22 protein-coding genes and 1 pseudogene are annotated in these 23,766 nt (G+C 46.8%); 10 read left to right on the top strand and 13 right to left on the bottom strand.

From position 1 onward, the window contains the following. Window positions 1–37 precede the first annotated feature (37 nt). Window positions 38–1,702, bottom strand: coding sequence for a hormogonium polysaccharide biosynthesis protein HpsL (hpsL, locus tag QUB56_RS19120; RefSeq protein ID WP_332957280.1), 1,665 nt, complete (start codon window positions 1,700–1,702; stop codon window positions 38–40). A gap of 565 nt (window positions 1,703–2,267) precedes the next feature. Between hpsL and QUB56_RS19115 the strand changes: the two genes are divergently transcribed. After that, entirely contained in the window at window positions 2,268–2,975 is a 708-nt protein-coding gene (locus QUB56_RS19115) for an alpha/beta hydrolase (protein WP_332957279.1), read from the top strand. Between the two features lie 22 nt (window positions 2,976–2,997). Here QUB56_RS19115 and QUB56_RS19110 read toward each other — a convergent pair. The 4 genes and pseudogenes from QUB56_RS19110 to QUB56_RS19095 form a co-directional block, all read right to left on the bottom strand. After that, a pseudogene (locus tag QUB56_RS19110) lies at window positions 2,998–4,209 on the bottom strand (RNA-guided endonuclease InsQ/TnpB family protein). Between the two features lie 288 nt (window positions 4,210–4,497). Further along, window positions 4,498–5,394 (bottom strand): CoA-binding protein, encoded by an 897-nt coding sequence (locus QUB56_RS19105; protein ID WP_332957278.1) that lies wholly within the window; start codon window positions 5,392–5,394, stop codon window positions 4,498–4,500. A gap of 89 nt (window positions 5,395–5,483) precedes the next feature. Next, on the bottom strand, window positions 5,484–6,713 hold the full coding sequence (locus QUB56_RS19100) for a succinate--CoA ligase subunit beta (RefSeq protein WP_332957276.1): 1,230 nt from the start codon (window positions 6,711–6,713) through the stop codon (window positions 5,484–5,486). Window positions 6,714–7,050: 337 nt separating this feature from the next. Further along, complete coding sequence (locus QUB56_RS19095; protein ID WP_332957274.1) at window positions 7,051–8,568, bottom strand: glycosyltransferase family 2 protein; 1,518 nt, start codon at window positions 8,566–8,568, stop codon at window positions 7,051–7,053. A 249-nt stretch (window positions 8,569–8,817) separates the two neighbouring features. On the opposite strand from QUB56_RS19095, the gene ebsA reads away from it, so the two are divergent. From ebsA to QUB56_RS19055, 8 genes are all read left to right on the top strand, one after another. Further along, complete coding sequence (gene ebsA / locus QUB56_RS19090) at window positions 8,818–9,192, top strand: type IV pilus biogenesis protein EbsA (RefSeq protein WP_332957273.1); 375 nt, start codon at window positions 8,818–8,820, stop codon at window positions 9,190–9,192. A gap of 337 nt (window positions 9,193–9,529) precedes the next feature. After that, window positions 9,530–9,754, top strand: a complete 225-nt coding sequence (locus QUB56_RS19085; RefSeq protein WP_332957272.1) for a hypothetical protein — start codon at window positions 9,530–9,532, stop codon at window positions 9,752–9,754. 58 nt (window positions 9,755–9,812) lie between these two features. Then, the gene (locus QUB56_RS19080) at window positions 9,813–10,097 is read left to right on the top strand and encodes a hypothetical protein (protein WP_332957271.1); all 285 of its coding nucleotides are present in this window, start codon (window positions 9,813–9,815) and stop codon (window positions 10,095–10,097) included. Between the two features lie 575 nt (window positions 10,098–10,672). Beyond that, entirely contained in the window at window positions 10,673–11,770 is a 1,098-nt protein-coding gene (locus tag QUB56_RS19075; RefSeq protein ID WP_332957269.1) for a phosphotransacetylase family protein, read from the top strand. A gap of 314 nt (window positions 11,771–12,084) precedes the next feature. Continuing rightward, the gene (locus QUB56_RS19070) at window positions 12,085–12,588 is read left to right on the top strand and encodes a hypothetical protein (protein ID WP_039887610.1); all 504 of its coding nucleotides are present in this window, start codon (window positions 12,085–12,087) and stop codon (window positions 12,586–12,588) included. Between the two features lie 15 nt (window positions 12,589–12,603). Next, on the top strand, window positions 12,604–13,020 hold the full coding sequence (locus QUB56_RS19065; RefSeq protein ID WP_332957268.1) for an MAPEG family protein: 417 nt from the start codon (window positions 12,604–12,606) through the stop codon (window positions 13,018–13,020). A gap of 123 nt (window positions 13,021–13,143) precedes the next feature. After that, the gene (locus tag QUB56_RS19060) at window positions 13,144–13,635 is read left to right on the top strand and encodes a YajQ family cyclic di-GMP-binding protein (protein WP_332957267.1); all 492 of its coding nucleotides are present in this window, start codon (window positions 13,144–13,146) and stop codon (window positions 13,633–13,635) included. 46 nt (window positions 13,636–13,681) lie between these two features. Next, the gene (locus tag QUB56_RS19055; RefSeq protein WP_332957265.1) at window positions 13,682–14,161 is read left to right on the top strand and encodes a hypothetical protein; all 480 of its coding nucleotides are present in this window, start codon (window positions 13,682–13,684) and stop codon (window positions 14,159–14,161) included. A gap of 177 nt (window positions 14,162–14,338) precedes the next feature. Here QUB56_RS19055 and QUB56_RS19050 read toward each other — a convergent pair whose 3' ends face one another. From QUB56_RS19050 to QUB56_RS19015, 8 genes are all read right to left on the bottom strand, one after another. After that, entirely contained in the window at window positions 14,339–15,958 is a 1,620-nt protein-coding gene (locus QUB56_RS19050) for a mucoidy inhibitor MuiA family protein (RefSeq protein WP_332957264.1), read from the bottom strand. A gap of 87 nt (window positions 15,959–16,045) precedes the next feature. Next, on the bottom strand, window positions 16,046–16,645 hold the full coding sequence (locus QUB56_RS19045) for a Uma2 family endonuclease (RefSeq protein WP_332957263.1): 600 nt from the start codon (window positions 16,643–16,645) through the stop codon (window positions 16,046–16,048). Window positions 16,646–16,750: 105 nt separating this feature from the next. Further along, the gene (locus QUB56_RS19040; protein ID WP_332957260.1) at window positions 16,751–17,641 is read right to left on the bottom strand and encodes a methylenetetrahydrofolate reductase; all 891 of its coding nucleotides are present in this window, start codon (window positions 17,639–17,641) and stop codon (window positions 16,751–16,753) included. Between the two features lie 175 nt (window positions 17,642–17,816). Then, the gene (trpS, locus tag QUB56_RS19035) at window positions 17,817–18,827 is read right to left on the bottom strand and encodes a tryptophan--tRNA ligase (RefSeq protein ID WP_332957258.1); all 1,011 of its coding nucleotides are present in this window, start codon (window positions 18,825–18,827) and stop codon (window positions 17,817–17,819) included. Window positions 18,828–19,277: 450 nt separating this feature from the next. Continuing rightward, window positions 19,278–19,691, bottom strand: coding sequence for a hypothetical protein (locus tag QUB56_RS19030; RefSeq protein WP_332957256.1), 414 nt, complete (start codon window positions 19,689–19,691; stop codon window positions 19,278–19,280). Window positions 19,692–19,929: 238 nt separating this feature from the next. After that, entirely contained in the window at window positions 19,930–21,204 is a 1,275-nt protein-coding gene (gene iscB / locus QUB56_RS19025; RefSeq protein ID WP_332957254.1) for an RNA-guided endonuclease IscB, read from the bottom strand. 287 nt (window positions 21,205–21,491) lie between these two features. Further along, window positions 21,492–21,704: a ribbon-helix-helix domain-containing protein gene (locus QUB56_RS19020; protein ID WP_332957253.1), complete on the bottom strand. Its 213-nt coding sequence runs from the start codon at window positions 21,702–21,704 to the stop codon at window positions 21,492–21,494. A gap of 239 nt (window positions 21,705–21,943) precedes the next feature. Then, window positions 21,944–23,146, bottom strand: coding sequence for an HlyD family efflux transporter periplasmic adaptor subunit (locus tag QUB56_RS19015; RefSeq protein WP_332957252.1), 1,203 nt, complete (start codon window positions 23,144–23,146; stop codon window positions 21,944–21,946). A 252-nt stretch (window positions 23,147–23,398) separates the two neighbouring features. Here QUB56_RS19015 and QUB56_RS19010 point away from each other — a divergent pair, with 252 nt between their 5' ends. Next, window positions 23,399–23,626 carry a secretion protein HlyD gene (locus QUB56_RS19010; RefSeq protein WP_332957250.1) on the top strand — a complete coding sequence of 76 codons (228 nt, stop codon included), beginning with the start codon at window positions 23,399–23,401 and terminating at the stop codon, window positions 23,624–23,626. The last annotated feature ends 140 nt before the right edge of the window (window positions 23,627–23,766 follow it).

The following is a 23,766-nucleotide window of genomic DNA, read 5'->3' as shown; positions in this document are numbered from 1 at the left end:
GCAAACCTGCAATATAGAGGTTCTGCGTCCAAGACCCTCAAATTGGCGCAGATGCAATAATTTTTTTCTCCTTTAATTGCTGGTGAACTTGCCAATCATTTGACTCAAGTTCCTGGTGTTTTTCATCCTGCACCTGTTTGTCAATTGTGGGCAACTTTAAAATCGCCCCAGCTAAAACCCAATAATACACGGACACTGGATCTACATCCAGCGGATAGTATTGAGTATTGACCGTAATAAATCCCACAAACACCCAAAAACTAGCTCCGTAACTCCGCAAACTTTTGTCTTTCACAGATCGGTAAGCTCTAAAAGTTAGAAAAGCCAAGTGTAAAAGCATGACTTGAAAAGCAATCATTCCCGGATAACCGAGTTCGTATATCAACTTAGGTTGGAAAGTTTCAATTAGCTGCGTGGCCCCAAATATCCGTGTTGAATTAGTAGCTCGTCCCACACCTCTACCGAGAGGTCTGTCAATGATAAAATTGTGGCTCTGCTCCAACTGATTAAAGAGAAACTGCTGGGGTGGTGCAGCATTCCAGCGGCTAACAAAACTCTCCCACCGCTGCTCGATAATTCCCGGGTTACTTGCTGCACCGACAAACAGCAGAATCGCCAGTCCTGCTGCAATGGGAATAAATCGTTTTAAATTAACTACTTGACCTGTGAGAACTAGCAGGATGGCCGTAGCAACGGGAACCATAACTAAAGCAGCTCTTTGACCGGAAATAACTGCATTTGCAAATACTAATGCCATGCCAAATAAACCGAGCACTCGCCACCAGAATGAAGGGTCGCAAAAGGCCGAGGCAAAGGTTACAAAAGCATTAGAAATTAAAAACCACGCCCACTGCCAAGGCGCTACAAAAGTTCCTGGCAAGCGGATAAATTTGACTTCTGGACTGAACACCAAAGAACCGCCGACCAAACATCTAGCTTGCAGCGTTGCTTTATATAGTTCTTCTCCGATCATTCCTCGGGTGCCCGCACACTTTCCACTTTGCAGCAACAGGTACTGAATCAAACCGAGAAGGCAGCAAACGATCGCTAAAACGACGTGCATTCGACTAAAAAATACTAAATCCTTCTTAGTGCGGAGCAGATAATAGGTACAAGCGATCAGCGGTATGTAACCTATCAATACTTTTAAGCCTAGAATTCCTTGCAGAATTGGTTTGTCGCCCTTCATCGGGTTGAGCTGCATCTCCCCGTTGACAAAAATTAAAGTCAGCATTGCCATCATCAACAGGATGCTGAAGGTAGAAAGCATTTGTTTGGGAATGAACAGGGGCAACTGTTTCTTTTTGCAGCTTTGAATTAGGGCGATGAGAGCTGGTATGTAGAAAGCATCTTTGGCTACTTGAAATGCAGCATTCCCGCCGCCAATTGCGTAAGTAATTGTACCGCTAAAAGGCAGGTAAATTAGAAAAGCCCACAAAGCTTGACGGGGGTATTTGTAGGAAAGCAGTAAGATGGCTGCGACGGCGCCTGCTCCAATAGCAATCTTAGGGGGGGCTACGAGCAACAGGGGGATGCTGACAGCAACGCTGACTAAGCAGCTTATGGCGATCGCCTGCCGCAATTCATTGCGCTTTTGTGAAGTTTTGCGTTTTTGTGCCGCTACTTCTTTTTTGCTTAGCGCTGTTGTTTTTTGGCTATGCTTGTGTTTGGATTTCTTGGCTTTGCGCTTGGTTTTCAACATATAGCAGAAGGAAGTTCGGCAACGGATTCATTTGGAGAGGATGTAATAAATGTAACGGATGTAACGGATGTAACGGATGTAACGGAGAAAAGGAAGAAGGTTTTAGCGATATAGGAGAGAAGGAAGAAGCTATCGACCGCTTATGTTTCGGCAATTAAGAACGTCCTCACCGTCAGGGCGGTTGGGATAACTTTTAGAAGGTACTTATGTATAAGGCTGAAGGCACTTTAATGGGAAAGCACTTATGTAGAAGGTAGAAGGCAGAATGCATAGAAGAAAAAATATTTCTGTAGATGTGATTACTTATTCTTAAAGTCGAGAGCGACCAAAAATGTCGGTTGAGAGTGTGGGTGTGACGCTGCCACAACTGATACCATTTTAGATTTTAGATTAAAGAATTGAAGAATGAGGAATGACTAATGAAGCTCGGGGTTTAGATGACGTGCCTACAGTTGCATTGTGTTTGGGAACTGGGACTATCTTCGTGACCTGGTAGAATATGGCTGCTGCATCTATAATGTACAAATCTCAAAAAAATAATTTTAATCGAGCGGTGAACGTGAAAATGAAATTAACAAAATTTGTATCGATCGGCATTGCCCTACTTTTAGGAGCTAGCGCGAGCATATTATCTAGCAGCAGTACAGCTTTAGGAGCCCAAAAAGTTGTCCTCACATTTGGCCCGATCAGACAAGCCATCAATATCAGCGACTTAGAAGACTTTGCTAAAGACGGTACGACGACGCCAACCCTCCAACAAATTATCCGGTTCTCCAAAATGGACGCGCAAATACTGCGGGGGTTGATGGGTTTAGAAATCGGTTTAAAGCCGGCTAATCTGGCCAGGGTAGTTTACAGCACCCCGGGAGAAAAAATCACTGACGAAATCGGTCAAGCAATTCGGACTCAGCGCCGCACAGAAAGCGGCAAAGCGCTGCGGGCGGCGGTGATCCTGGCAGCCGGGGACGACGGTAAGGTATCGCTGCTGGAAATCCTGAAAAAGTATCCTCTGGCCGAGGTTTACGTAGATGTGGCTAGTATTAGTGGCACTGTTGGGAAACTTCAGAGTTTAGCGGGAACTCTGCAAAGCCTGCTTCAAGATGTGATGCGATCGACAAGTCGCACAACTGAAACAACTCGTCCCGAAAGCCCGATCGAACCTCAGCGCAGCGTTGGACCAACAACTGCGCCTCCAGCGCGCCGCCGGGTCGAACCCGCACCCTTGAGTGCGCCAGCACCGCAGCCTGACAGACCGGTCAGAGGGCTGTGGTAAGGAGATTTTGACACTCCCCTGGCTAAAGCCGAGGGGATTCTTGATTCGCAGAATCGACTTGCCGATGCAGAATCACTTCAACATCGGTAGTGGTCAATTCTCCACAAGCGTTCGGATCTAAAATCCAAGTTCCGGCATGCCCCACCGTACTCAATCCCCGACTTAGGATGTTTCTAGCTGCGTTCCAGTCACGATCTAATACGCATCCACACCGACAAGCGTGGGTTCGCGTTGATAGACTTTTCTTAACAACTGTTCCGCATCTAGAGCATTCTTGGCTGGTTCCGTTAGCTGGTACGGCAATCGTAATCCTTCCGAATACTTTGCCAAAATATTCCAACCACACTCGGAACATATACCAAGATGCGTCGTTAATTGATTTGGCTAGACAGTGATTCTTCACCATATTTTTAATCCTCAAATCGACCTAGGCTACACAGTCGTTTGACTGGATGACGCATCTTGCTAATTTCACAGCAAAATCTTTACGTTGTCTACTTATTTTGAGGTGGCGCTTTCCTATGATCACTCTAGCTTTTCTTCTGTTCTGCGAACCCTTGACTCGTTTTGAAACTCGTCTTTGGGCTTTCTTTAACCTGCGCTCTCCTTTGCCCAGAAAACGCGGATTCTCGACTGCAACACCATTAGAATCTGTATAGAACTCTTTCAGTCCCACGTCTAATCCGATGGCATTACCCGTGACTTCAATCTTAAGAGAGCGGTCAACTTGAATGCAGAACTGGACGTAATATCCATCTGCTCGTCTTACCAAGCGTACTCGCTTGATTTGACTGCGCTGATAGAAGTGTAAGTCGCGCGTTCCTTTTAATTTTAGTTTCCCGATTCCTTTCTTGTCGGTAAAAGTGATAGATTTCCGGTCGTCTGCCAGACGCCAGCCAGTAGTCTTGTATTCGACCGAGCGGTTGTCTTTTTGGAACTGCGGAAAACCCTTTTTTCCTGGGACTTTCTTTTTACAGTTGTCGTAGAATCGGGAGATTGCCGACCACGCTCTTTCCGAGCTTGATTGCCGAGCCATGCTGTTCAAGTCATCGCAAAACGTCCATTCTTTAGCTAAAACAGCGCTGTACTTATTTAAGTCGTATTTATCGACTTTTTCGTTTTCCATCCAAAAGCGCAATGCTTTATTACGAATGAACTGTACTGTTCTAATTGCTTCATCTACAGCATCAAATTGCTGTTTTTTACCGTATGCTTTGAATTCAAAAACTAGCATGACTTCGACCTCATCACGATCTCCTTATGCTAGCAGTATTGGCTTAATACTACCTAGTAATTCACAAAACTTTACAAGCACAAGTACGTGGCGTATCCCCTATGCTGGGAGAAAGCCGTCCTAGAAGGACGGGGTTTTAAACCCAGTTTCTTGATAAATGTGTCGGGGGGCGGCTTTAGCCTGCTGTTGTGGCATTCTGCAGACAATGTTGAGACAAAACCCGCCCCCGCCCTACCCCTATCCCAACCTCAAAGAGGGTTAGGACTATGGTGAAAACTCCCAAAGCAATCAATTTTTCTTTAGCAATTTTTTGAGCAACTTAGGAACCTCCGAAGGTCGAGCCGCCACAGGTATGTCCGCCTCTTCAAAGGCAGCCATTTTGTTTGGGGCCGTAACTCCAAAGGCTTTCTGGGCAGCAGCCCGAGAACTGATCAGGATGCCGGCGTGGCCCAAGGACGGCCCCTTGGGAGCGTAGCGGCCGGCCAGATAAGCAACTACGGGTTTGTCGATCGCCTCGGCGATGTAAGAAGCAGCAGCTAGTTCACTCCACCCGCCAACTTCACCCACCAAAACCATAGCTTCGGTAGTGTCGTCTTCGTCCAAAATTTGCAGCCACTGCATAAAAGAAGAACCGACTATCGCGTCGCAGCCAATACAAACCGCCATCGACTGTCCCAACCCCGCCTCAGTCAGTTCTAGGGCAACTTCGTAAGTCAAAGTGCTGCTGCGGCTGATCACCCCCACCGGGCCGGGAGTGTAGAATTCCTTGGGGTGAGTTCCCAGCAGCAATTTGTCGGGTACAATAATCCCCGGACTGTTGGGCCCGATTACCAAAGTTTCGGTGGCTTCTGCTTTTCTGACTAAGCGCACCATATCCAGAGGAGGTACTCCCCCAGTGACGATCGCGATTTGCCGAATTCCTACCGCGATCGCTTCTAGAGCCGCATCCAGCACCGAGTAAGCATCTACAAAAATTACCGCAGTGTCAACGTGACCCACTGCCGCCACTGCTTGTTCTACCAAATCAAAAACCGGAATTCCCTCCACTTCCAGCCCCCCCCGACCGGGACTGACACCGGCGACTACATTCGTGCCGTATGCTTTCATCATCAGGGCGGAGCGGGTTGACGCGGGAGATTCTGTAATGCCCTGTACTAGGACTTTGCTTTCAGGAGTTAAATTCATTTTTTCCCACTTGACACTCGATGTTTAAAAAGCAGAAGGCCTTCGTCTGTGCATAACTCTTGTCTTTTGCCTCACGACTGCCGCTGCCGCTACTTGGCGGAGGATACAGAGGTGGCCGCAGCCTCATCCAAAGTGCTTGCTAGCTGCACCGGCAACTGTCCCAAACGCTTTTTAACAGCCTCAGCATCAATCTCTACCAGGCGCAGCACAATTTGGATGTGGCGGTTAGCGCGAGCTTTCCGTTCCAAATACCCCGCTACTGCGGCGATGATTTCCTCGCTCTTGGAGGGGCTGCCCAAAATATTTACAAGTATCACCTTAACGTTTTTATCCTGAGCGACTAACTCCAGACCCAAATCCGCGCGATCGCGCAGGGCATTTGCTGCATCGTAGCGGTCTAGGGAACCCATATTCACAAAATTAGCTGGTTTTCCTCCTTGGTGGGTTACAGCATCCAGAGTTGCCATTGTCAGCCCCACACCGTTGCACAAAATGCCGATATTCCCGTCTAGTTCGATTAATTGCAGGGAGTCGGCATTCGAGATTGGGGATTGAGATTTGGGGTCAAACTCCGCCGATTGCTGAACCTTCGAGCTGGAATGGGGGCGATCGCCTGGGGCATTGGGACTTCTCCTTTCCTGTGCCAACCCGCCCAAGAGCCTCTTCTGAGAGAGTGCTGCCAAATCTGGATGCCGCCCCAAGGCATCGTCGTTGGCAGTGACTTTACCGTCTAAAGCCATTACCTCTCCCCTGGGACTGATGCCGAGAGGATTAATTTCTACTAAATCTAAATCTTTTTCGACAAACAGCCGGTACATTTTCTCGACTATGGCGCTCACGGATTGAATCAAGTCTCCCTGCAATCCCATTTTCAGCGTGAGACGCCTCGCGTAGAATGGGGAAAATTCCTGGTCTACGGCAACTTGCTGCATTTGCTCGATCGACCCTTCGACATCCATACCTCCTTGTCTCGAGCCCAGAAGGACCGGGCGTCGCGCTACGGGGTCTAGGAGTACCGCTAAGTACAATTCTTGGTCGGCGTTGTACTTTGCTTCTGCCAGCAGGACTTGGGGATATTCATCCTCGATCGGCAAATTAAAAATTGTTTGGGCGGCAGCTACTGCATCGATCGTATTTTCCACAAATTTGATACCGCCCGCCCGCCCCCGTCCCCCAGCCCGCACTTGAGATTTTAGTACAACGGGGTAGGGAATTTTCAGTCCTTTGAGGTCGGCGAGATTGTCAATCCGCTGCGACGGCAAAATCGGAATTGCCATCTGGCGAAATAAAGATTTAGCTTGGTACTCTAACAAATCCATTATCAATTACGGGTGACGGGTAGTTGGCAACAAGCAATTCGTCCTAATTGGCAATTCATAATTAATAAATAGTAATTGGTTTTTTGTCAAGTTAAAAGTTAAAATTTCTCGCTTTTATCTTTTAATTTTCGACTTTTGTATTGCCGATTACTTATTCGCTATTACCGCTCGCCGATTACCTATTACCTAAGCTGTTTCAAAGTGTTTTTTTCTCGGAATTGCCAAATTTTACTCTGAGGCTCTGGCGGGGACATCTTTGGCGAGCGTTGGTGTTTTTTTTTCTCCGAAAATCTTCGGACTTTGGGCAATACTGTGCCGAGATATTTCTGCTAATTGTTTACTTGAGGCTACTATCGGCACCTTGATGGACGGTTTTGACCCATTTGAGCCGCTTGGGCCGTACCGCAATCCGAGCCGTCACAGTCCCTACCAACAGCCAGTGGAACATATAAACAGTACCCCGCAGGGTTTGCAGCAAGGTGGCAAAAACTCGCCTTACATCAAATTTGGTCTCTTTGCGAGTGCGGCGCAAACCGACAAACATTCCCACCACCGACAAAGTAAGGGTCATAAAAGTTAGGGGACTGGCGATCGGCATCCGGCGCAGCACAATTGACATCAAAAAGTCGGGTAGCGCTACTGTGGGCAAGAAATATTGAGATACCCAAAATCCAAATAAATCCCAAGTTTTCCCAGTTCCCATGCGACCCGGCAAAATTAGCCGCCAGTAGTCAAGATAACGCTGATAGCCACCTTCTGCCCAGCGATTGCGCTGATGCCACAGGGCGCGAGCGTTAGTGACTCCTTCTTCTGACACGGCTGGGAAAGCGAGAAATTCAATGTCCCATCGGTCTAGGTGCAGCCTCACTGTCAAATCCAGGTCGTCGGTAATCGTTTCCTCGTTCCAGCCGCCGCAGCGTTCCAAGGCGTTGCGACGCATGAATTGGCCGTTACCGCGCAATTCTCCAATGCCGCCGATCGCAATCCGCTGCTGCTGGAAAAAACTGTCGAGAGCCATTTCTGCTTCTTGGCCGCGAGTCCAAAAATTTACCGAAGCATTGGCGATCGCTTTTCTGACTTGCACGGCTCCTACCTGTTGTTCCTCGAACACCGGCAGCACTCTGCGCAGCAAATCCGGCGTTACCGTCGCGTCGGCGTCAAATACTCCCACAAATTCCCCGCGAGTCAGTGGCAACACCTGATTCAGGGCTCCCGACTTGCCGCCGCTGGCATTTGCTCCCCTGCGAAATACTTTGAGCTGGGGGTACTTTTTGGTTAGCTGTTCCAATACTAGCGGCGTGCCGTCGCTGCTGTGATCGTCGATCGCCCAAACTTCGTAGCGGTCGATCGGATAGTCTACATTGCAGATTGATTCTACGAATCGGGCAATCACCGCTTCCTCATTTTTCGCCGCCACCATCAGCGACACGTAGGGCCAATCCTCTCGAGTTTCATCGGCCAGAGGCGGCAGTGCGGGCTTGGGCGAAGCAAACAAAACTCGAAATGCTTGCATCCACAGCAGTGCCGTCAACCCCCACACTACCCACGCACCCCAAGAAATCAAGTGCAGGGCGATCGTGCCGCCCCAAATCGCAGTCAGCACGGCGGCGGCTTTTCCCCGCCGTCCCCGGTACAGATTTGGAGCAAAAGAGGGAGTTCCCGGCACAGACACCGCAACCGGGAGATGAGCTTTTGTTTCCGCGTCAAACACCGTGTCGCCAATGTCTGGGATGGCAAATACTTTGCCGACCTTCGAGTTCGAGGTCAAACTCTTGAGCTCTTCTTGAGCTAAATCACAGATGTCCAAGTTAAGCTCGCTGCGAGCGTCGTTTTCTGGCCAAGAACTCTCCTGCATAGGTTACTTGATTCAACCACCAATAGTTTTTGATTTTAGAGATAAGTATTTACTGTACCAGTTTCTGGTCTTTTGTCGAAAGCAGACGGGAGGACAATCCGCGGGCTCGCTGCTTCACAGACCCGCCGGGTAAACGGGCATGGCATAGATTCTTTGGGATGACTTTTGCTTGCGATCGACCAGGAATATCTGCTAGTTTTTTCAGGGGATCTCAACTATCTGTTAGTAATAATTGTTTGAAGTGGAAATATGTCTCTTCCTCAACTCAAGCCAGCCGACGAAAAAGAAGTGAAAGTCTACGCCCCTTTCTGTCAAGAGCCCAGGCGCAAGTTTTTGGCGCACGCTATTAGCCTCTACAAGCTTAAAAGCTTGGAGGGGGCAAGAAAAATTGATGGGGGCGAGGACGTGCCGTTTGTCGCTAGTTGGAATATCTCGTCGCTGCCGATCGACTTAACCCGCTGTCGGGTGTTGTTTGACGGCAATGCTGAACTCAGCTACGAAGTGACTATGCAAAGCTCTGAGTTTGTCACTTGCTTAATTGAGGTACTCCTGACTTTTCAGCGGACTCGTACCGTCGATTTTTCTAAAACGTTTTACCGCAAGCTGATGCGCATGGATGAATAACTTTCACCGCAGCCACGCTGCCGAAATTTAGCAATTGACAATCAAGCAATTAAATCCGGGGCCCCCGGATTGATTCGTGGATCGAGAAAAAAGCTCTGAATCCCGATCGCCAACCCCCGGATTTATCAGTCTGGTCGCTTTCTTCAATCTAAAATCTAAAATCTAAAATCTAAAATCGATTGACGGGCGCTATAACTGGCGCACCAATAGTGTAACGCCACTCTCGACGGCGACATTACATGATTGGTGCGCCAGTCCTATGTTATATCATGGACGGTTACACCGTCCGTGATGTTGACTGTTGACTGTTGACTGTTGACTCGAATTTACTATTCCGATGCTAACGGATTTGATATTAAGCTGCTGTGCATCTAATTTGACAGTCAATTTTTCTACAATTATTGTGCGACGGGCCCGAGAACCCGTCTCTGTATTAAATTTAGATGGTCCGCAGCCGATCGGCGCAATAGTAACTGAGTTGTTGGATTATTCTCAAGAAGCTCTTTGGGCGATCGCACTTCTTCCCACCGCTTTCGGCCAATCTACAGCAGTTTTCTGTTAAGCGGGATACAGATTTCGCCTAGGGACTCAGGCTTGGTCTGAGTCCCTAGCTGTATTTCATGCAATTGACAGTTGCTGTATTTGTTGTGGAACAAGCAAGGAAAGCCTATGATAGGACATTGGTGCTGTGCGAGTACGCGCGAGCGAAGCTATCGCCGCCCAAAGGCGAATCGCGCCGTCCGATTTCGTTAAACTTTTGCGGCTCCGTAGCTGAGAGGAAAACGCAGTATGCCCGGCTAAGGAAACTCTATCTACAGCCCTCGATCTCCGATCGGGATGGCATCGCAATCAGCCTTTGGGCGGCCCAAATGCCAGCCCACGCAGCAGAAAACTTATGTGTTTAGAAGCTAGAATCCTTCTCCTAAATAGTTTCTAGACCGCAGTTCCAAATATCCTCGGCAACTGGGGTAATTCCACTAATAGTTAATAACTAATAATACCGTTTCCTCTCAATTTTATGCAAAAATAATTAGGATAAAAACCGTGGTTTTTCGCTACACACTACCTATACTTTTTCAATCAAAAACTACCATAATTTCCTATAAGCACGAGCTTTAAGTGATATAATTTTTACGTTTTCCAGGTTATTTTTATTTTACTTTGCTCAGCATTCAAGTCTAATAATCGCAATAAGAGTTGCGAAAAATAGTCACAATTAAAAGCGGCAGCTAAGGCAATTACGGTCTATCAATAGCTTTCAAAAACACCGAGTAAAATATATATTAAAAATATATATTAAAAATATATATGTGGTGAAAAAATGTTAAACAAAGAGTTGCCAACAGGTTAATAAGAGTTTTAATCAAAAAAACTATCTGCACAAAAGCGACAAAATCGAGTATAATAGTATTGCCAAATTGAGGGTCTGTTCAGAAATACTGTAGAAAAAACTAAATTTATTGAAATAGACAGGTGTAAATTGAGGATTGAAGGCGTACCAAAATTGACTAAATATTTGCTGATCGGTTCCACAAAAGCTTACAGCGGCAAGTCTGCCATCGCCCTAGGGATGGCACTCGGACTCCGGGGAAAAGGACTGGCCGTCGCCTACGGCAAACCTCTGGGAACCTGTTTCAGCTCGCCCGGAGCTGGAACCGAGGACGAAGACGTGCGGTTTGCGGTAGAGACGCTGAAGCTCTCAGAAAGCCAGATGCCGTCCACACTGGTGTATTTGGACGAAGAGACTGTTCACAAGCGTTTGCGGGGAGAAGACAAGACAGATTACCGCCAGTCTTTAGCGCAATATTTGCAAGCTCCCAGCGGAGACTTGATGCTGTTAGAAGGCCCAGCTAATTTGGAGGAAGGCAGTCTGTTTGATTTGTCTTTGGCTCAAGTTGCTGAGGCAATTGAGGCCTCTGTGCTGTTGATAGCCCGCCCGATCGATCTGTATGTAGACGATTTGCTGTCGGCTAAGCGGCGCTTGGGTTCGCGGTTGCTGGGGGTGGTACTCAACGACGTACCCTCGGACAAACTCGAATCGGTAACGGCGACTGTGCGACCTTTTCTGGAGGCTGCGGGTATTCCAGTTTTGGGAATGCTGCCGAGAAGCGCTTTGCTGCGCAGTGTCAGCGTCAAAGAATTGGTGCACCAATTGAAAGCTGATGTGCTCTGCCGTAAAGACCGTTTGGACTTGATGGTGGAAACCTTGACAATTGGCGCGATGAATGTGAGTTCTGCTCTGAAGTATTTCCGCAAAGCGAGAAATATGGCGGTGGTGACCGGGGGCGATCGCACTGACATTCAGCTAGCGGCCCTGGAAAGCTCGACTCAGTGCTTAATTTTGACAGGCCACTTGCCTCCTTCTCCCCTCGTGATCGGCAGGGCAGAAGAAATGGAAATTCCAGTTTTGTCTGTTGATTTGGATACCTTAACCACCGTGGAAATTATCGACAGCACCTTTGGCAACGTGCGCCTGCACGAACCGATCAAGGTGGAATGCGTTACTCAGCTAATGGCACAACATTTTGACCTTGAGGGTCTGATCGCATCCTTGGGCCTGGGCGATCAAGTCCATTAATTCGGCAGCCGGATCGTTCGATATTCGGCAGCCGGATCTGAGGGAATAAGGTATTCGGCAGTGGGCATTCGGCAGAGAGAATTTTTTGTTTAAATAAAAAAAATCCAAAATTCTTAAATTCTCAATTTTTATTGAATTCTACCTTGAGCTCCGGCTGCCGAATGCCTTCAGACATTCTGCCTTCAGGCGAACTCAAATCTCCCCATCCTCTCGTCAAATGTGGTAAATCAGCAATTCTTAACTTCTTTTTGGCGGCAATGGCTAGTGAGTCTGCTAAAATCCACAACGTAGTTTTATTTAATTTAATAAATTCTTTGAGTCAATCAATTGAGCTACCCAGAGTAGATGATTTTTTACAAGAACTTGCGGCGATCCAGCAAACCAGCTCCAAGCGGATTGCTCTTTTGGGTTCTCGCCACGTTCCTATTACCCACCAGCAGCTAATTGAGATGCTGAGCTACGCCATAGTTCTGGGAGGCAATCAGCTCATCACTTCAGGCGCTACAGGCACCAATTCAGCCGCAATTCGGGGGGCAATGCGAGCAGATCCTAATCTGCTGACAGTAATTTTGCCACAAAGCATGAGCCGCCAGCCCCGGGAGTCTCGCGACCAGCTCGAACAAGTGATACATTTGGTAGAAAATCCCAAAAATGACAGTTTGTCTCTCCCGGAAGCAAGCGCCATGTGCAATCAGGAGATCATTTCTCGCTGCCAGCAACTGATCTGTTTTGCTTTTCACGAAAGCCACACTTTGCTGAAAACTTGCCAGGATGCGGAGGAACAGCGCAAGGTGGTTACTCTGTTCTATTTTGATTGAAATGCGAGGCGGATAATGCTGTTGGGATTGCCTGTGTCGGTTATTCTGCTTGATTGTATTGCTGCAGCAGCAGCGCTGGTTTATGCACCGTTTTTGGTGGTTGCCCTCGCCCGCTTGCAGGTAGGCTACGACCAAGCAGCCCCCCGCGCTATGTTTGAGAGGTTGCCTGCTTACGCTCAGCGGGCAACTTGGGCTCACCAAAATTCTTTTGAGACGTTTATGCTGTTTTCAGCGGCGGCTTTGATGGCTTTTGTGACGGGGGTAGATTCGGAGGTGGCAGGTTGGGCGGCGATCGCTTTTACGATCGCTCGGTTGTTGTATTCGGTTTTCTATATTCTGAATGTGCCCCTGGCGCGATCGCTCATGTTTGCGATTAGTTCTTCTTGCACTGTTTCTTTATTCTATTTCAGTTTGATAGCTGTTAAGGGCTAATTGTTATTAGTCACTGGTCATTAGTCATTAGTCATTAGTTAAGAAAGGCTTAATTAATGACTAATTACCAATTACCCATTACCAATTACCCATTACCAATTACCCATTACCAATTATTAGTTTATGGCTGCTAGTTATTCATTTGATATTGTCAGCGATTTCGATAGGCAAGAATTAGTTAACGCTGTTGACCAAACAGTGCGGGAAATTCAAAGTCGCTACGATTTGAAAGATACCAAAACTACCGTGGAATTGGGCGCAGAATCCATTACTATCAATACGGACAGCGAATTTACTCTCGATGCAATTCACACTGTTTTGCAAACTAAAGCCGCCAAGCGGAATTTATCTTTGAAAATTTTTGATTACGGCAAAGTTGAACCTGCTAGCGGCAGTCGCGTGCGTCAAGAAATTAAACTGAAAAAAGGGATCAGTCAGGAAATCGCGAAACAGATTACTAAATTGATTCGGGATGAATTTAAGAAGATTCAAGGTTCGATTCAAGGAGATGCAGTGCGGGTGTCTGCTAAGGATAAGGATGATTTGCAGTTGGTGATTCAACGTTTGAAGCAAGAAGACTACCCCGTGGCTTTGCAGTTTACCAATTACAGGTAAAATTTTGAAAGCTAAGTATTGAATTCCCGGTTGTGCGATCGCCTCTTTGAGTGCCATAGAACTTGCCTGGCGCTTGCTCGGATTCGGAAATCCTCCCTTGCTGCAAGCTGATGCCAATGCTGGCTATATATTTGCATCAAATCAACTTGTATATCGCTTTGGCAATAGAATTGAGTACAATCAATTTTCTCAGCGTTCTGAACAAATCGATTCAGCAAAGACTGAAGGTACTCTCAGAATTTTGATGATAGGAGATTCGGTTCTTAACGGTAATAATACCACCGATCGGAAAGAAACTATTCCAGAATTGTTTGAGGCGCCTTTGTTGGGCATAAAAAAGCAAGTTGAGGTGCTGAATGCTTCTGTCGGTTCTTGGGGGAATTGGCAATCAATTGGGATATATAGCAATCCTTGCAGGAGTTGTAAATTTTTTACCCCACCCCAGCCCTCCCCGCGAGTTCGGTCCGGGAGTAAGAAATTCACAAATGATTTAGGATGGATATATTCGCAAGTTTGGCACTTTTGAAAGCGATGCTGTAATGCAAGCAAATTGGTACTCATATCCTTTCCAGTTACACCGTCCGTGATGTTGACGGTTGACTGTGGACTGTTGACGCCGTGAACAGTCAACCGTCAACCGTCAACCGTCAACTCGAATTTACTATTCCGATGCTAACGGATTTGATATGACAACTGACTGATATTAAATATCTAAACCGATGACTGTTAAATCGGGAGGATGTTCGACCACAAACTGGTAATATAACTCTTGCTTTGCTTGCGGTGGCAGAGACATTATCCATTCTAGCAGTCCCATTTCACCTGCTACTATCTTCGGATTAGTGAGAGTCAACCGCACTTTAATTTGTTCATTGCGGCTTACTGGCAATTGCTCTTGTAGTGTCAGGTGTACCTGCACCTGCCGCAGGTTAGTCACACTCAAACGATAGGCGTAACTCGTGCGCCGCTGATTGCCGATAAGTTTTTTATCTACTTGTCTTTCCACTAATTGCCGCTCTATTTTTAACCCTTCATCTATTCCTAAATTCAGTTTATATTCTTGCCCGGGAGAAACATTTTCTAACTGCACAGTCCCGACAAAAGTGTTGTCGCGAAAGATATTTGCTTTACCCGGAAGCAGAGTTGCACCTGTCAGCGGATTCACAACAACTGCTTGCAAATAGGCAAAACTGACTAAGTGTGGGACGGCAATATATTCAGGTTGAGAGGGATAATTTTCGCTAAAAACCGTCACTTTCTGCCTCGAACCGTCGCTGGGAATATTGGTATTTTCGCCTATTTGAAAAGAGACTGTGCCGCCTTCTCGGGATACTTGAGCTGTTGCTATTTCAGCTTCTATGCGCTGTCCTTCACTGGGGAATGAATGGCCTGCATCACCTCCTACAAAAAGCGCTTCTAGGTTTCCGAAATCATCATCTGATGGATCGTGACCAGCGGGTTCCTTTAACTCGAATATCTCGATATACCAAGGCTTTAGTTGTGGTGGGAGACTTCCCAATCCGGGTTTTGCTGTAGATAATGTCAGCGCTACTCCTGTCCAATCTTCGCCTGTATTTTGTTTGACATCGGCTAGGTAATGGAGATTAATTTGGTTGTTGGTGGTATTGACTCGCAAGTCGTAAAGGGGAGTCCAAGATGCTCGCTTTACTACATAGGAAAGTTGTAGTTCAAAGTTGCCGCTGCCGCTTGGTTCTATGGCGACAATGATGTTAAAACTTTGCTGGGAATGGGAAGTCCTTACGTGTTGTAACTTATCCTTTAAAGCTCGTATTTGATTGTCTAATTTGCGCTGTTGTCTTTCGTGCTGCGCGATCGCACTTACATATTTTAGGTAATTGGTTCCTAAAAAGTTGAGCAATGCGCCAGTTTCGTTTAAACCTACCTGCTGTTTGGCGATGCTGCGGGAAAAGAAACGGGCGCTTTTTTCGCTTAAATTTTGGACAAATTTGAGTTGAATTCTTCGGGCAACTAACTTGTCTTTTATTGCCCGTTCTTGGCTTTCTAATTCTTGGATCTGTTGGGTTAATTCGGCGATGCCGTCCGCTACAGGTTCGCTGCTAAACACTCTTTCGCTGCGCACTCCCAGCAATCGCACAGCAACTGTACCCGCACCCGTAGCCCTGACTGACTCTGTTTCGAGGGTTGCGGGGAGAGGTGCGATCGCCAATTCTCGCTCGTTTCCCGTCAAGGCCACCGTGCCGCGGCGCGTCACCAAAGCTCGATCGGTGTAAACTGTAACTTCACAGATGCGAGTATCGATTGTTTTAATGCTATCTAAATTAGGCATTTCTGAGTCAGTCACAGCCAGTTTCTCCTATGTAATCACCGTTTTAGTCACCCTTTTAATTACCCTGCAAGCGATCGAGCAATTTCACAAGTAGTTTATTGGTCAACTTTGCCGATCGCCCATTCCTCTAGAAAACTCCTCAAGCGCATCCAAAGGAGAAGCAAACAAAATGCAGCGTTTGAGCAAAGACAAGTCTAACTCCGGCAGTATTTCACTGCTAGCAATGCGATCGTAACCTTCCTCTCGCAGATGGTAAAGCTCTAGAGTGCCATCTTCCCAAAACCAGACTTCCGGGACTCCCATCCGTCGGTATTTCTGAAGTTTAATCGGACTACCGCTAGTGATAACTACCTCAATACATAAATCTGGAACATCTTTAATAGTTCCGAAACAATAAGACAAATCTGCCTGATACTCGACTTGCTCTTCGACAATCTGACTATAAGTACCGCTGGGAAAAAATACAATTCTTCTTTGCAGAAAATACTGTCCCATTAGCAAGCCCATCAAACACCTAATCGCTTCATGCAACCTTCCAGGACCCACAATTTCTAACACTCCATCGCAGTAAAATAATCGCACCCCCGGCACGTCTTCAAAGCCTGTTTGAATTGCCTTGAATTGATGCCATGTCAAACCGGGCCAAGTGAAACGTTGTTCGACTGCAGGAGAAGTGGTTGGATTGTCTACAGTTTGAAGCATGATTGTTTTATTGATGTTCAAAATGGTAGCGCCGGGGTGGGCGGGTTTACGAGAGCGTTAGTTTTAGGCATTGATAGTTGATAAAACCCGCCCCTACGGTTAATTTTAGCTCAGCGGAGCGATTCCGGCCATGTCCAAAATTTGAGGAATCAAATCTTCTCGCTTCACAGCCATTAGGTGAACTCCTTGACAAATCTGCCGCGCTAGCTGGACTTGTTCGGCCGCAATTTTTATGCCTTCCTGCAAGGGTTCTGGAGAAGAGGCCAAACGATCGATCGTCTCTTGCGGTATGTGGACTCCCGGCACATATTTTTTAATAAATTCAGCATTTTTAGCTGATTTAAACAGAAAAATTCCTGCTAAAATTGGCTTGTTGCAGCCAGCCGCAATCTGTTGCATAAACTTATCCAAAACTTCAAAATCTGTAATTAATTGACTCTGAAAAAACTGTGCTCCCGCCTCTACTTTTTTCTCAAATCGACTTTGCAAACCAGACCAACTGGGGGATTGCGGATCGACAGCAGCACCGACAAATAAGTCGGTAACTCCGTCTGTTAAAGCTTTGTCATTCCAGTCTTTGCCACTGTTCATTTTTTGAATGGCTTGCAACAGCCGCACTGATTCAAAATCGAATACACTTTTTGCTTTAGGATGATCGCCGGCTTTGACTGGATCGCCTGTAAGTGCCAAGATATTATGAATGCCTAAAGCGTGGGCTCCCATGAGATCGGCTTGCAGGCTAATTTGATTGCGATCGCGACAAGCAACTTGACAAATGGGTTCAATTCCGTGCTGCAATAAAATCGCCGAAACTGCTAGGGGGGACATTCCCAGCACTGCGCGACTCCCGTCTGTGATATTAATTGCGTGAACTCTGTTTTTGAGGCCTTGGGCCATTTGAACTGTGTGAGTTATATCGCCGCCTTTTGGCGGGGCGACTTCGGCGGTAATTATAAATTCTCCGGGGGTGGTGCAGGCTGTGCGAAAACGGTTCATAGTTATTTCAAGGAAGAAGGCACGACACTGATTTTGACACGGATACACGGATTAATTATCGCGGGTTCCTTCTGATTTTGAAGGAAGAAATTCCTTCGACTTACTTCGCGGAGGCTACGCGGGCGGCTGCGCTGAACACGAGTCGCGAGGGGGTAAAAAGAAGGAATAAGGAAGACTAATTAGGCAGAGAATAACCGAAAGCGGTTTTAACTTTATTTAGAGTTTGGTTGGCAATAGTTTCTGCCTGTTCCTTTCCGCCACGCAGTACAGACTCTAAATATCCCGGATCGTCCATTATTTGCTTGTATTTATCCTGAATTGGTTTGAGGGCATTAATTGTCGTCTCTGTGAGCAAGGGTTTAAATTCTCCCCAACCCATGTTTTCACACTCGGTTGCTACTTCTTCCTTAGATTTGCCGGAAAGCAGGAGATAAAGTGTCAGCAAATTTCTAGCTTCGGGGCGATCGGGGTCGTCAAAAGTCAAACCCCGCACGGTATCTGTTTTGCAGCGCTTGATTTTTTTGGCGATCGTATCTGGCGAATCCAATAAATTAATTCGACTTTGTTCGGAAGGGTCAGATTTCGACATTTTGCGCGTGCCGTCAGTCAGACTCATCACCCTCGCACCGTCAGTCCGAATTAACGGTTCGGGAAGTTTCAAGACTGGCTTTTCGGGTGTGCCGAATTGGTGATTTAATCTGATCACAATATCGCGGGTGAGTTCCAAATGCTGTTTTTGGTCTTCTCCCACTGGCACTTTGTCGGCATCGTAGAGCAAAATGTCTGCTGCCATCAACACGGGATAATTTAGCAAGCCTGCGTTGACATTTTCGCCTTGTTTAACTGCTTTTTCTTTAAACTGAATCATATCTTCGAGCCAGTTAATCGGCGTAATGCAGTTGAGCAGCCATGCTAGTTCTGTGTGCGCCGAGACGTGGGATTGCACGAAAATAGTAGAATATTCTAAGTCGATGCCGCAAGCTAAATAGAGTGCGGCGATCGTGTAAGTGTCGGAGGCTAGAGTTGCTGGATTGTGCGGTGCGGTAATTGCGTGCAAATCGACTACGCAGAAGTAATTTTCGTACTGACTTTGACCTTCTACCCAGTTGCGAATGGCACCGAGATAATTGCCGAGGTGAAGATTGCCTGTTGGCTGAACTCCAGAAAGAACGCGCTGTTTAGCCATGAGGAAAGAATAGAATTGAACTCACATTTCTATATTGACACGTTATTTCAATTTCAGAGCCTCTTCGTTAAAATTTACAAAAAATTCGGGTAATTCGGGAATCTCTATCGCTTCGGCGCAGGGACGATTCTGCCAAATAACGGCTCTTTTTACTTGGAATACTGGTATACAGATTGGAAATTTGAGATGGGAGATTTGAGGTTGGCAATTGCAGTTACCGCCTTGATGACCAAGAATTTCAAAGGTGGTACAAGCCCCCGCATTTATCCGTGGAATCAATCCCAAATTGAAAATCGAAAATCCTCAAGCCCCCGCATTTATCCGTGGGGTCAATCTAAAATCTAAAATCTAAAATCTAAAATCGATTGAAGGGCGCGGTTTAAACCCCGTATTATCAAACAAAGTCCGCCGTTGCGGACTTAAGATAATTAATCAAAAAGACTGAGATTTCTACCCAATTTCAGCGGGTTGCAAAATCTCATTAACAGGCTTTCCTCGTTTTAATTCAACCCATTTAGACTCAACGGGTTCATAAGCGCAATAACATACCGCGATGCACAGGTTTGTGTCGCTCGAAGAGAACTGGTGGATACTCTTAACAATCCAGTTTCCATCTCGACCGTGGGTGATTCCGTTGCCGGGATCTTCGAGGTTTGCATACTCTCGCACGCGATCGCCGATTTGAGGCAATTTCCCCGAAAAGTCCCACTCTGTTGCCAAAATATCGGTCAAGCCACCGACGGGCAGTAGCTTGCGTTCTTCCCAGCCATGGGCCCAGAGTGATTCAGCTTTAAAGACTATCCAAGTTTCATTCATCGTCGGTATCTCCAAAACGACTGTCCTCAAAAGAGGTTTGTTCGCCATAAAACACGCAATTGACCTTGAAAATGCGATCGCTTGTTTGTTCCATACGCTTCAACCTCTATCTGTACTTGCGCCCCATCTCCCGGCACTTCTGGGGGTCAGTAGCGCTGTGTATGTTTTCTGGTTCTGACGGTTCTGGTTCTACTAGGTTTGTCACCAAAAAACGAGCGAGAAGCCCCTGGCTTTAGACATGGGGAGGAAAGCGGCAGCGACTTCAGTCGCATTGAAGTTCCTTTCTTCAAAATGCGTAACTATAGCCATCTTTTTTGTGGATTGGACTGCAATATTTGTGGCTAATGCCTGCCACTCTCCCAGACTTAGCTACGATATCAAAACTACCTGAAGCACGACAGAGAACCCGCCCTACATAAGAGCCGACTTTTTTGCCTGCGGTAACGGTTGCACTGACAAGATCGCCAGTCTGAAACCCTTTGTGAATTTGCACTCTGGACTTGTGTCGAGTAGCAAAGCCATACTTGTTTGTACCGCACATCTGTCGCGTCCCATGCCCTTTTGCTGCAATCAGTAACGGCTTTGAACTCAAGACTTCGAGCGTCTCAACGTTACCCACACACGCAGCATCGAGCCAGTGCGATTTAGGCAACTCTAATCGATTACGATTGAACTTAGTTTGTCCGCCCGTGCCAGTAGTGACGGGCAATCCCGTCTCTTTAAGTGCATTGAACAATGCCCATCGGGTTGAGTTGACCGCTGCTGCATCTTTGAGGGGTAATTTTGCCTGCTTGAGAATGCGGTTTAGCAGGTCGGGTTTAGTCGCTAAAAATGCTCGAACATCCTGATTGCCTTTCTTTTGATTGCAATCGTGACAGGCAATCGTCAAGTTAGAAACCCTGTCAGAGCCACCTCTTGACTTGGGCTGAATGTGTTCAATCTCGAACGGTACATTTTTAACCGAGCAGTAAGGGCATTGTCGATTCCATTTTGTCAAGAGATACTCGCGGACTTCGTAACCCTGCAATTCTCCTTGTTGATACAGAACGCCTGAGATTTCAGGGTTTTGCATGAGTTGCAAATCGAACCGCACTAGCTCTTGAAGAATGCTGGCAATGGGTGCAAATCGAATCAACTTGTGAACCCATGTGAGTGTTGTTTCGACCCGATGCTGCAAGGATGGAGCTAGCCAACCATCAGGACGGGTGCGATTGAGGAATCGTGCCTGACGATATCGAGTTTTGCGATTGCGTCTTCCTCGCCTGATTTGACGACGAGACAGCAGTGCTTTTTTAATTTGTTGTCCTCGATGTTGTAGTTCGGCTCCGAAGATTATCTTGTCGCCCTGCTTGATGGCAATACCAGTAGTTTTTGAGCCTGGATCGAGCTTGAGTTCTAATAATTTAGGACTAGCATCAACCTCTTTATTCAAAATGATCGTGAAGGGAAATCGCCTGAAAACAGATGCTTTACCTGCCTTCAACAATGACCGCCCTACTCCTGGTTTACAGGGTGATAATGGTCGCCGTTTCGTGTCTAGAACAAAAATAAAATTAGACATTTTTGCGTCTCTTCTACTTGCGTGTAATGTTAGCCTCGGCAATGTTTAATGAGCTTGTTCGGCTAAAAGCACTGTCTTAACCCCTTAGAACTGTTTAACTTTTAGCGACAGAGCAACGAACTGGCGGAGCATTCGTTGGTGTCATGACTCAGGAAACGTAGTCCTCGAAGGACTTAGCCTGGTCAGGTTCGGCTTATGCCATCCCGCTCAAAGAGCCGGACAGTCTACAAGCCCCTAGCTTTAGCTATGGGGTTCCTGACTGTTTTAAATACTAGACACCTGTTTATCTATTTGCTAGTGCCTCCTTTTTCCGCTCGTTCTTCCGGGATGAGCGGGTTTTGGTTTGGGTGACTGTTCCGCTTTCCTTGAACTGCGGCTGTCACAATTCGCTCTACAAGATTGCTCATAGTGCGTCCTTCCTCCTTAGCCCATACCGTTAAGTCGTCTCTAATATCCTCATCCAAAACGAAATTAATTCTAGGTCGCCTGTACTTCCCCATTGGTTGCGAGTTGGTTAGTGGTTAGTTACCAGCTTATGACGTTAGATTAACTTTTGGATTTGTGGATTAAGATAGTTGACAGTGGCATCTACTACAATCTACAGTATACCTACGATCGCCAAATGTCAAACAAAGAACAAATATAAAGTAAGGTGCGTCAGTCGGTAAAATCCAAATTTTTCAGACTAACCTCAAGACTGACGCACTCTACAGGCTAATTCCCAATCACTGTTGACTAATTACCAATCTGTCAGCAACCTTGCTTTGCGCAAAACAAATTTCAGAACAGTTTCTTCGCCGGTAATAATATCGGCTCGGCCCTCCATTCCCGATTGAATGGAATACTGGCGGGGGACGTTGGCTTGGGGGGTTCCGAAGAATTGACCCCTGGTGGATTCGAGTTTTGTTAAATAAGTTTGTTGGGGCTTAATTGCTACTTCGTAATAAGCTGTACCTAAATTATTAGTGGGATTTTGAGGGGCGATCGCATCTGGGGCGATTTCGCTGACGGTTCCTTTTAATGTGCCGTAATCGGGGAAAGGCAAAGCCGAAATCCTGATCTGTACGGGTTGGCCGATTTGGATGCGAGCGATGTCTTGGGATGTCACTTTGGCTTTGACTACGAGGGGTACGTCGCTGGGGACGATTTGGGCGATCGCGCTGCCGGCTTGTACGGTTTGACCAGTATTTTGTACTTCCAATTTGAGAATTGTACCATCAGCGGGCGCGCGGATCACGCTATTTTCGAGTTTTAACTCAATTTGATTGAGCTCTTTTTTAGCTTGAATCAATTGTTGTTGAATGGAGGATTGCTTGACGAGCAAAACCCGCCGACTTCGCCCGAGTCTTTCGGCGACATCCGGCAGCGATTTGGCGAATTTTACTAAAGCGGATTCGATTAATTCCTGTTGGGCGGAACTGTCACTTTCGATGCTTTTAAATTGGGCGCTGGCCAAAATTTGATTTTCTAAGTCGCGCAGCTGCTGGTTGATTTGCTGTGCTGATGTTTGAGACTGATTAATTATTTCTTGTAACTGCTTTTTTTGAGCCTCCAAACGGGAAGCGTCTACAACTGCGATCGCATCTCCTTCTTTTACTGTCTGATTCTCGCTGACAGCAATGCTTTCGACGGTTCCTTCGGTGGCTGCTTGCACGACGCGCACTTCTCCCGCGGGACGGACGATGGCGTCTGCTTTGACTGTAGCGCTGTATTTGGTGACGCTAGCAAGGGCGATCGCCCCGCCAAAGGTGGCCACCATCAAAATGCCCCCCAATGTCGTCCAGCGGCTGACAGGGGGCAAAAACTGGTCGTTGTCAAAAATTTCAGCGGGTGTGGGTTCAGGAGTGAGAGACATGGCGGCAAGGGGGAGAGGGGAATCTTTTGAGTTTCGAGTTTTGAGTTGGGGGAGAGGGAGAGATCGATCGCTTATTTCTTTTGTCACTTTTATTATCAGCTTTCCGGAAACCAAGAATATGTTTAGAAGTCTCAATCAAAATTCACAGGGTAAATGTAAAAATCCGTACAGCTTTGCCGTTACCACCCGCAAACTTCCCCAAACATCAACAGGAGTGAAGCCAGCGGGCAACACTTAGGAAAATATGGCGTTTCAGCAAAGAGTTTTGGCAGTGTTACCGGGTTTTTCGATGCGTAGGTAGTAAGTAAGTAAGTACATAGGCATTAATAGGAGTTCTCCATGCCAAAAAATCAACCACATTCATTCTTCACCGAACTAACCGATGGAGAGTCTGTTACTGTCAGCGGTGGCAGCACTAGCAGCGGTGTCAGCGGCGCTAAGAACAACAGCGAAACCGAGAACAGCAGCCGCGAGGGGGGCACTATGCTGTTTTTCCTGCCGCCGCCGAGCCAGTTTTATCTGTACGATCCGAACCGCAATCGCCCTTACAAAACCCTAGTGGTTTAGATCGCTGAGTCAGGTTGTGCGATCGGGTAAATTTTGAAAATTTCTCGGTAATATTCCGGAGAGGGTACAGCACTACCCGAAGTATTTGTCAGTAGTTAAACGAGGCTCTAGAAATTAAATAATATTTCTAGTTTCCCTTC

Origin of the sequence: Microcoleus sp. AR_TQ3_B6, assembly GCF_036702785.1 — a bacterium.
Lineage (GTDB): Bacteria > Cyanobacteriota > Cyanobacteriia > Cyanobacteriales > Microcoleaceae > Microcoleus.
This window is presented reverse-complemented; position numbering and strand designations above follow the sequence as displayed.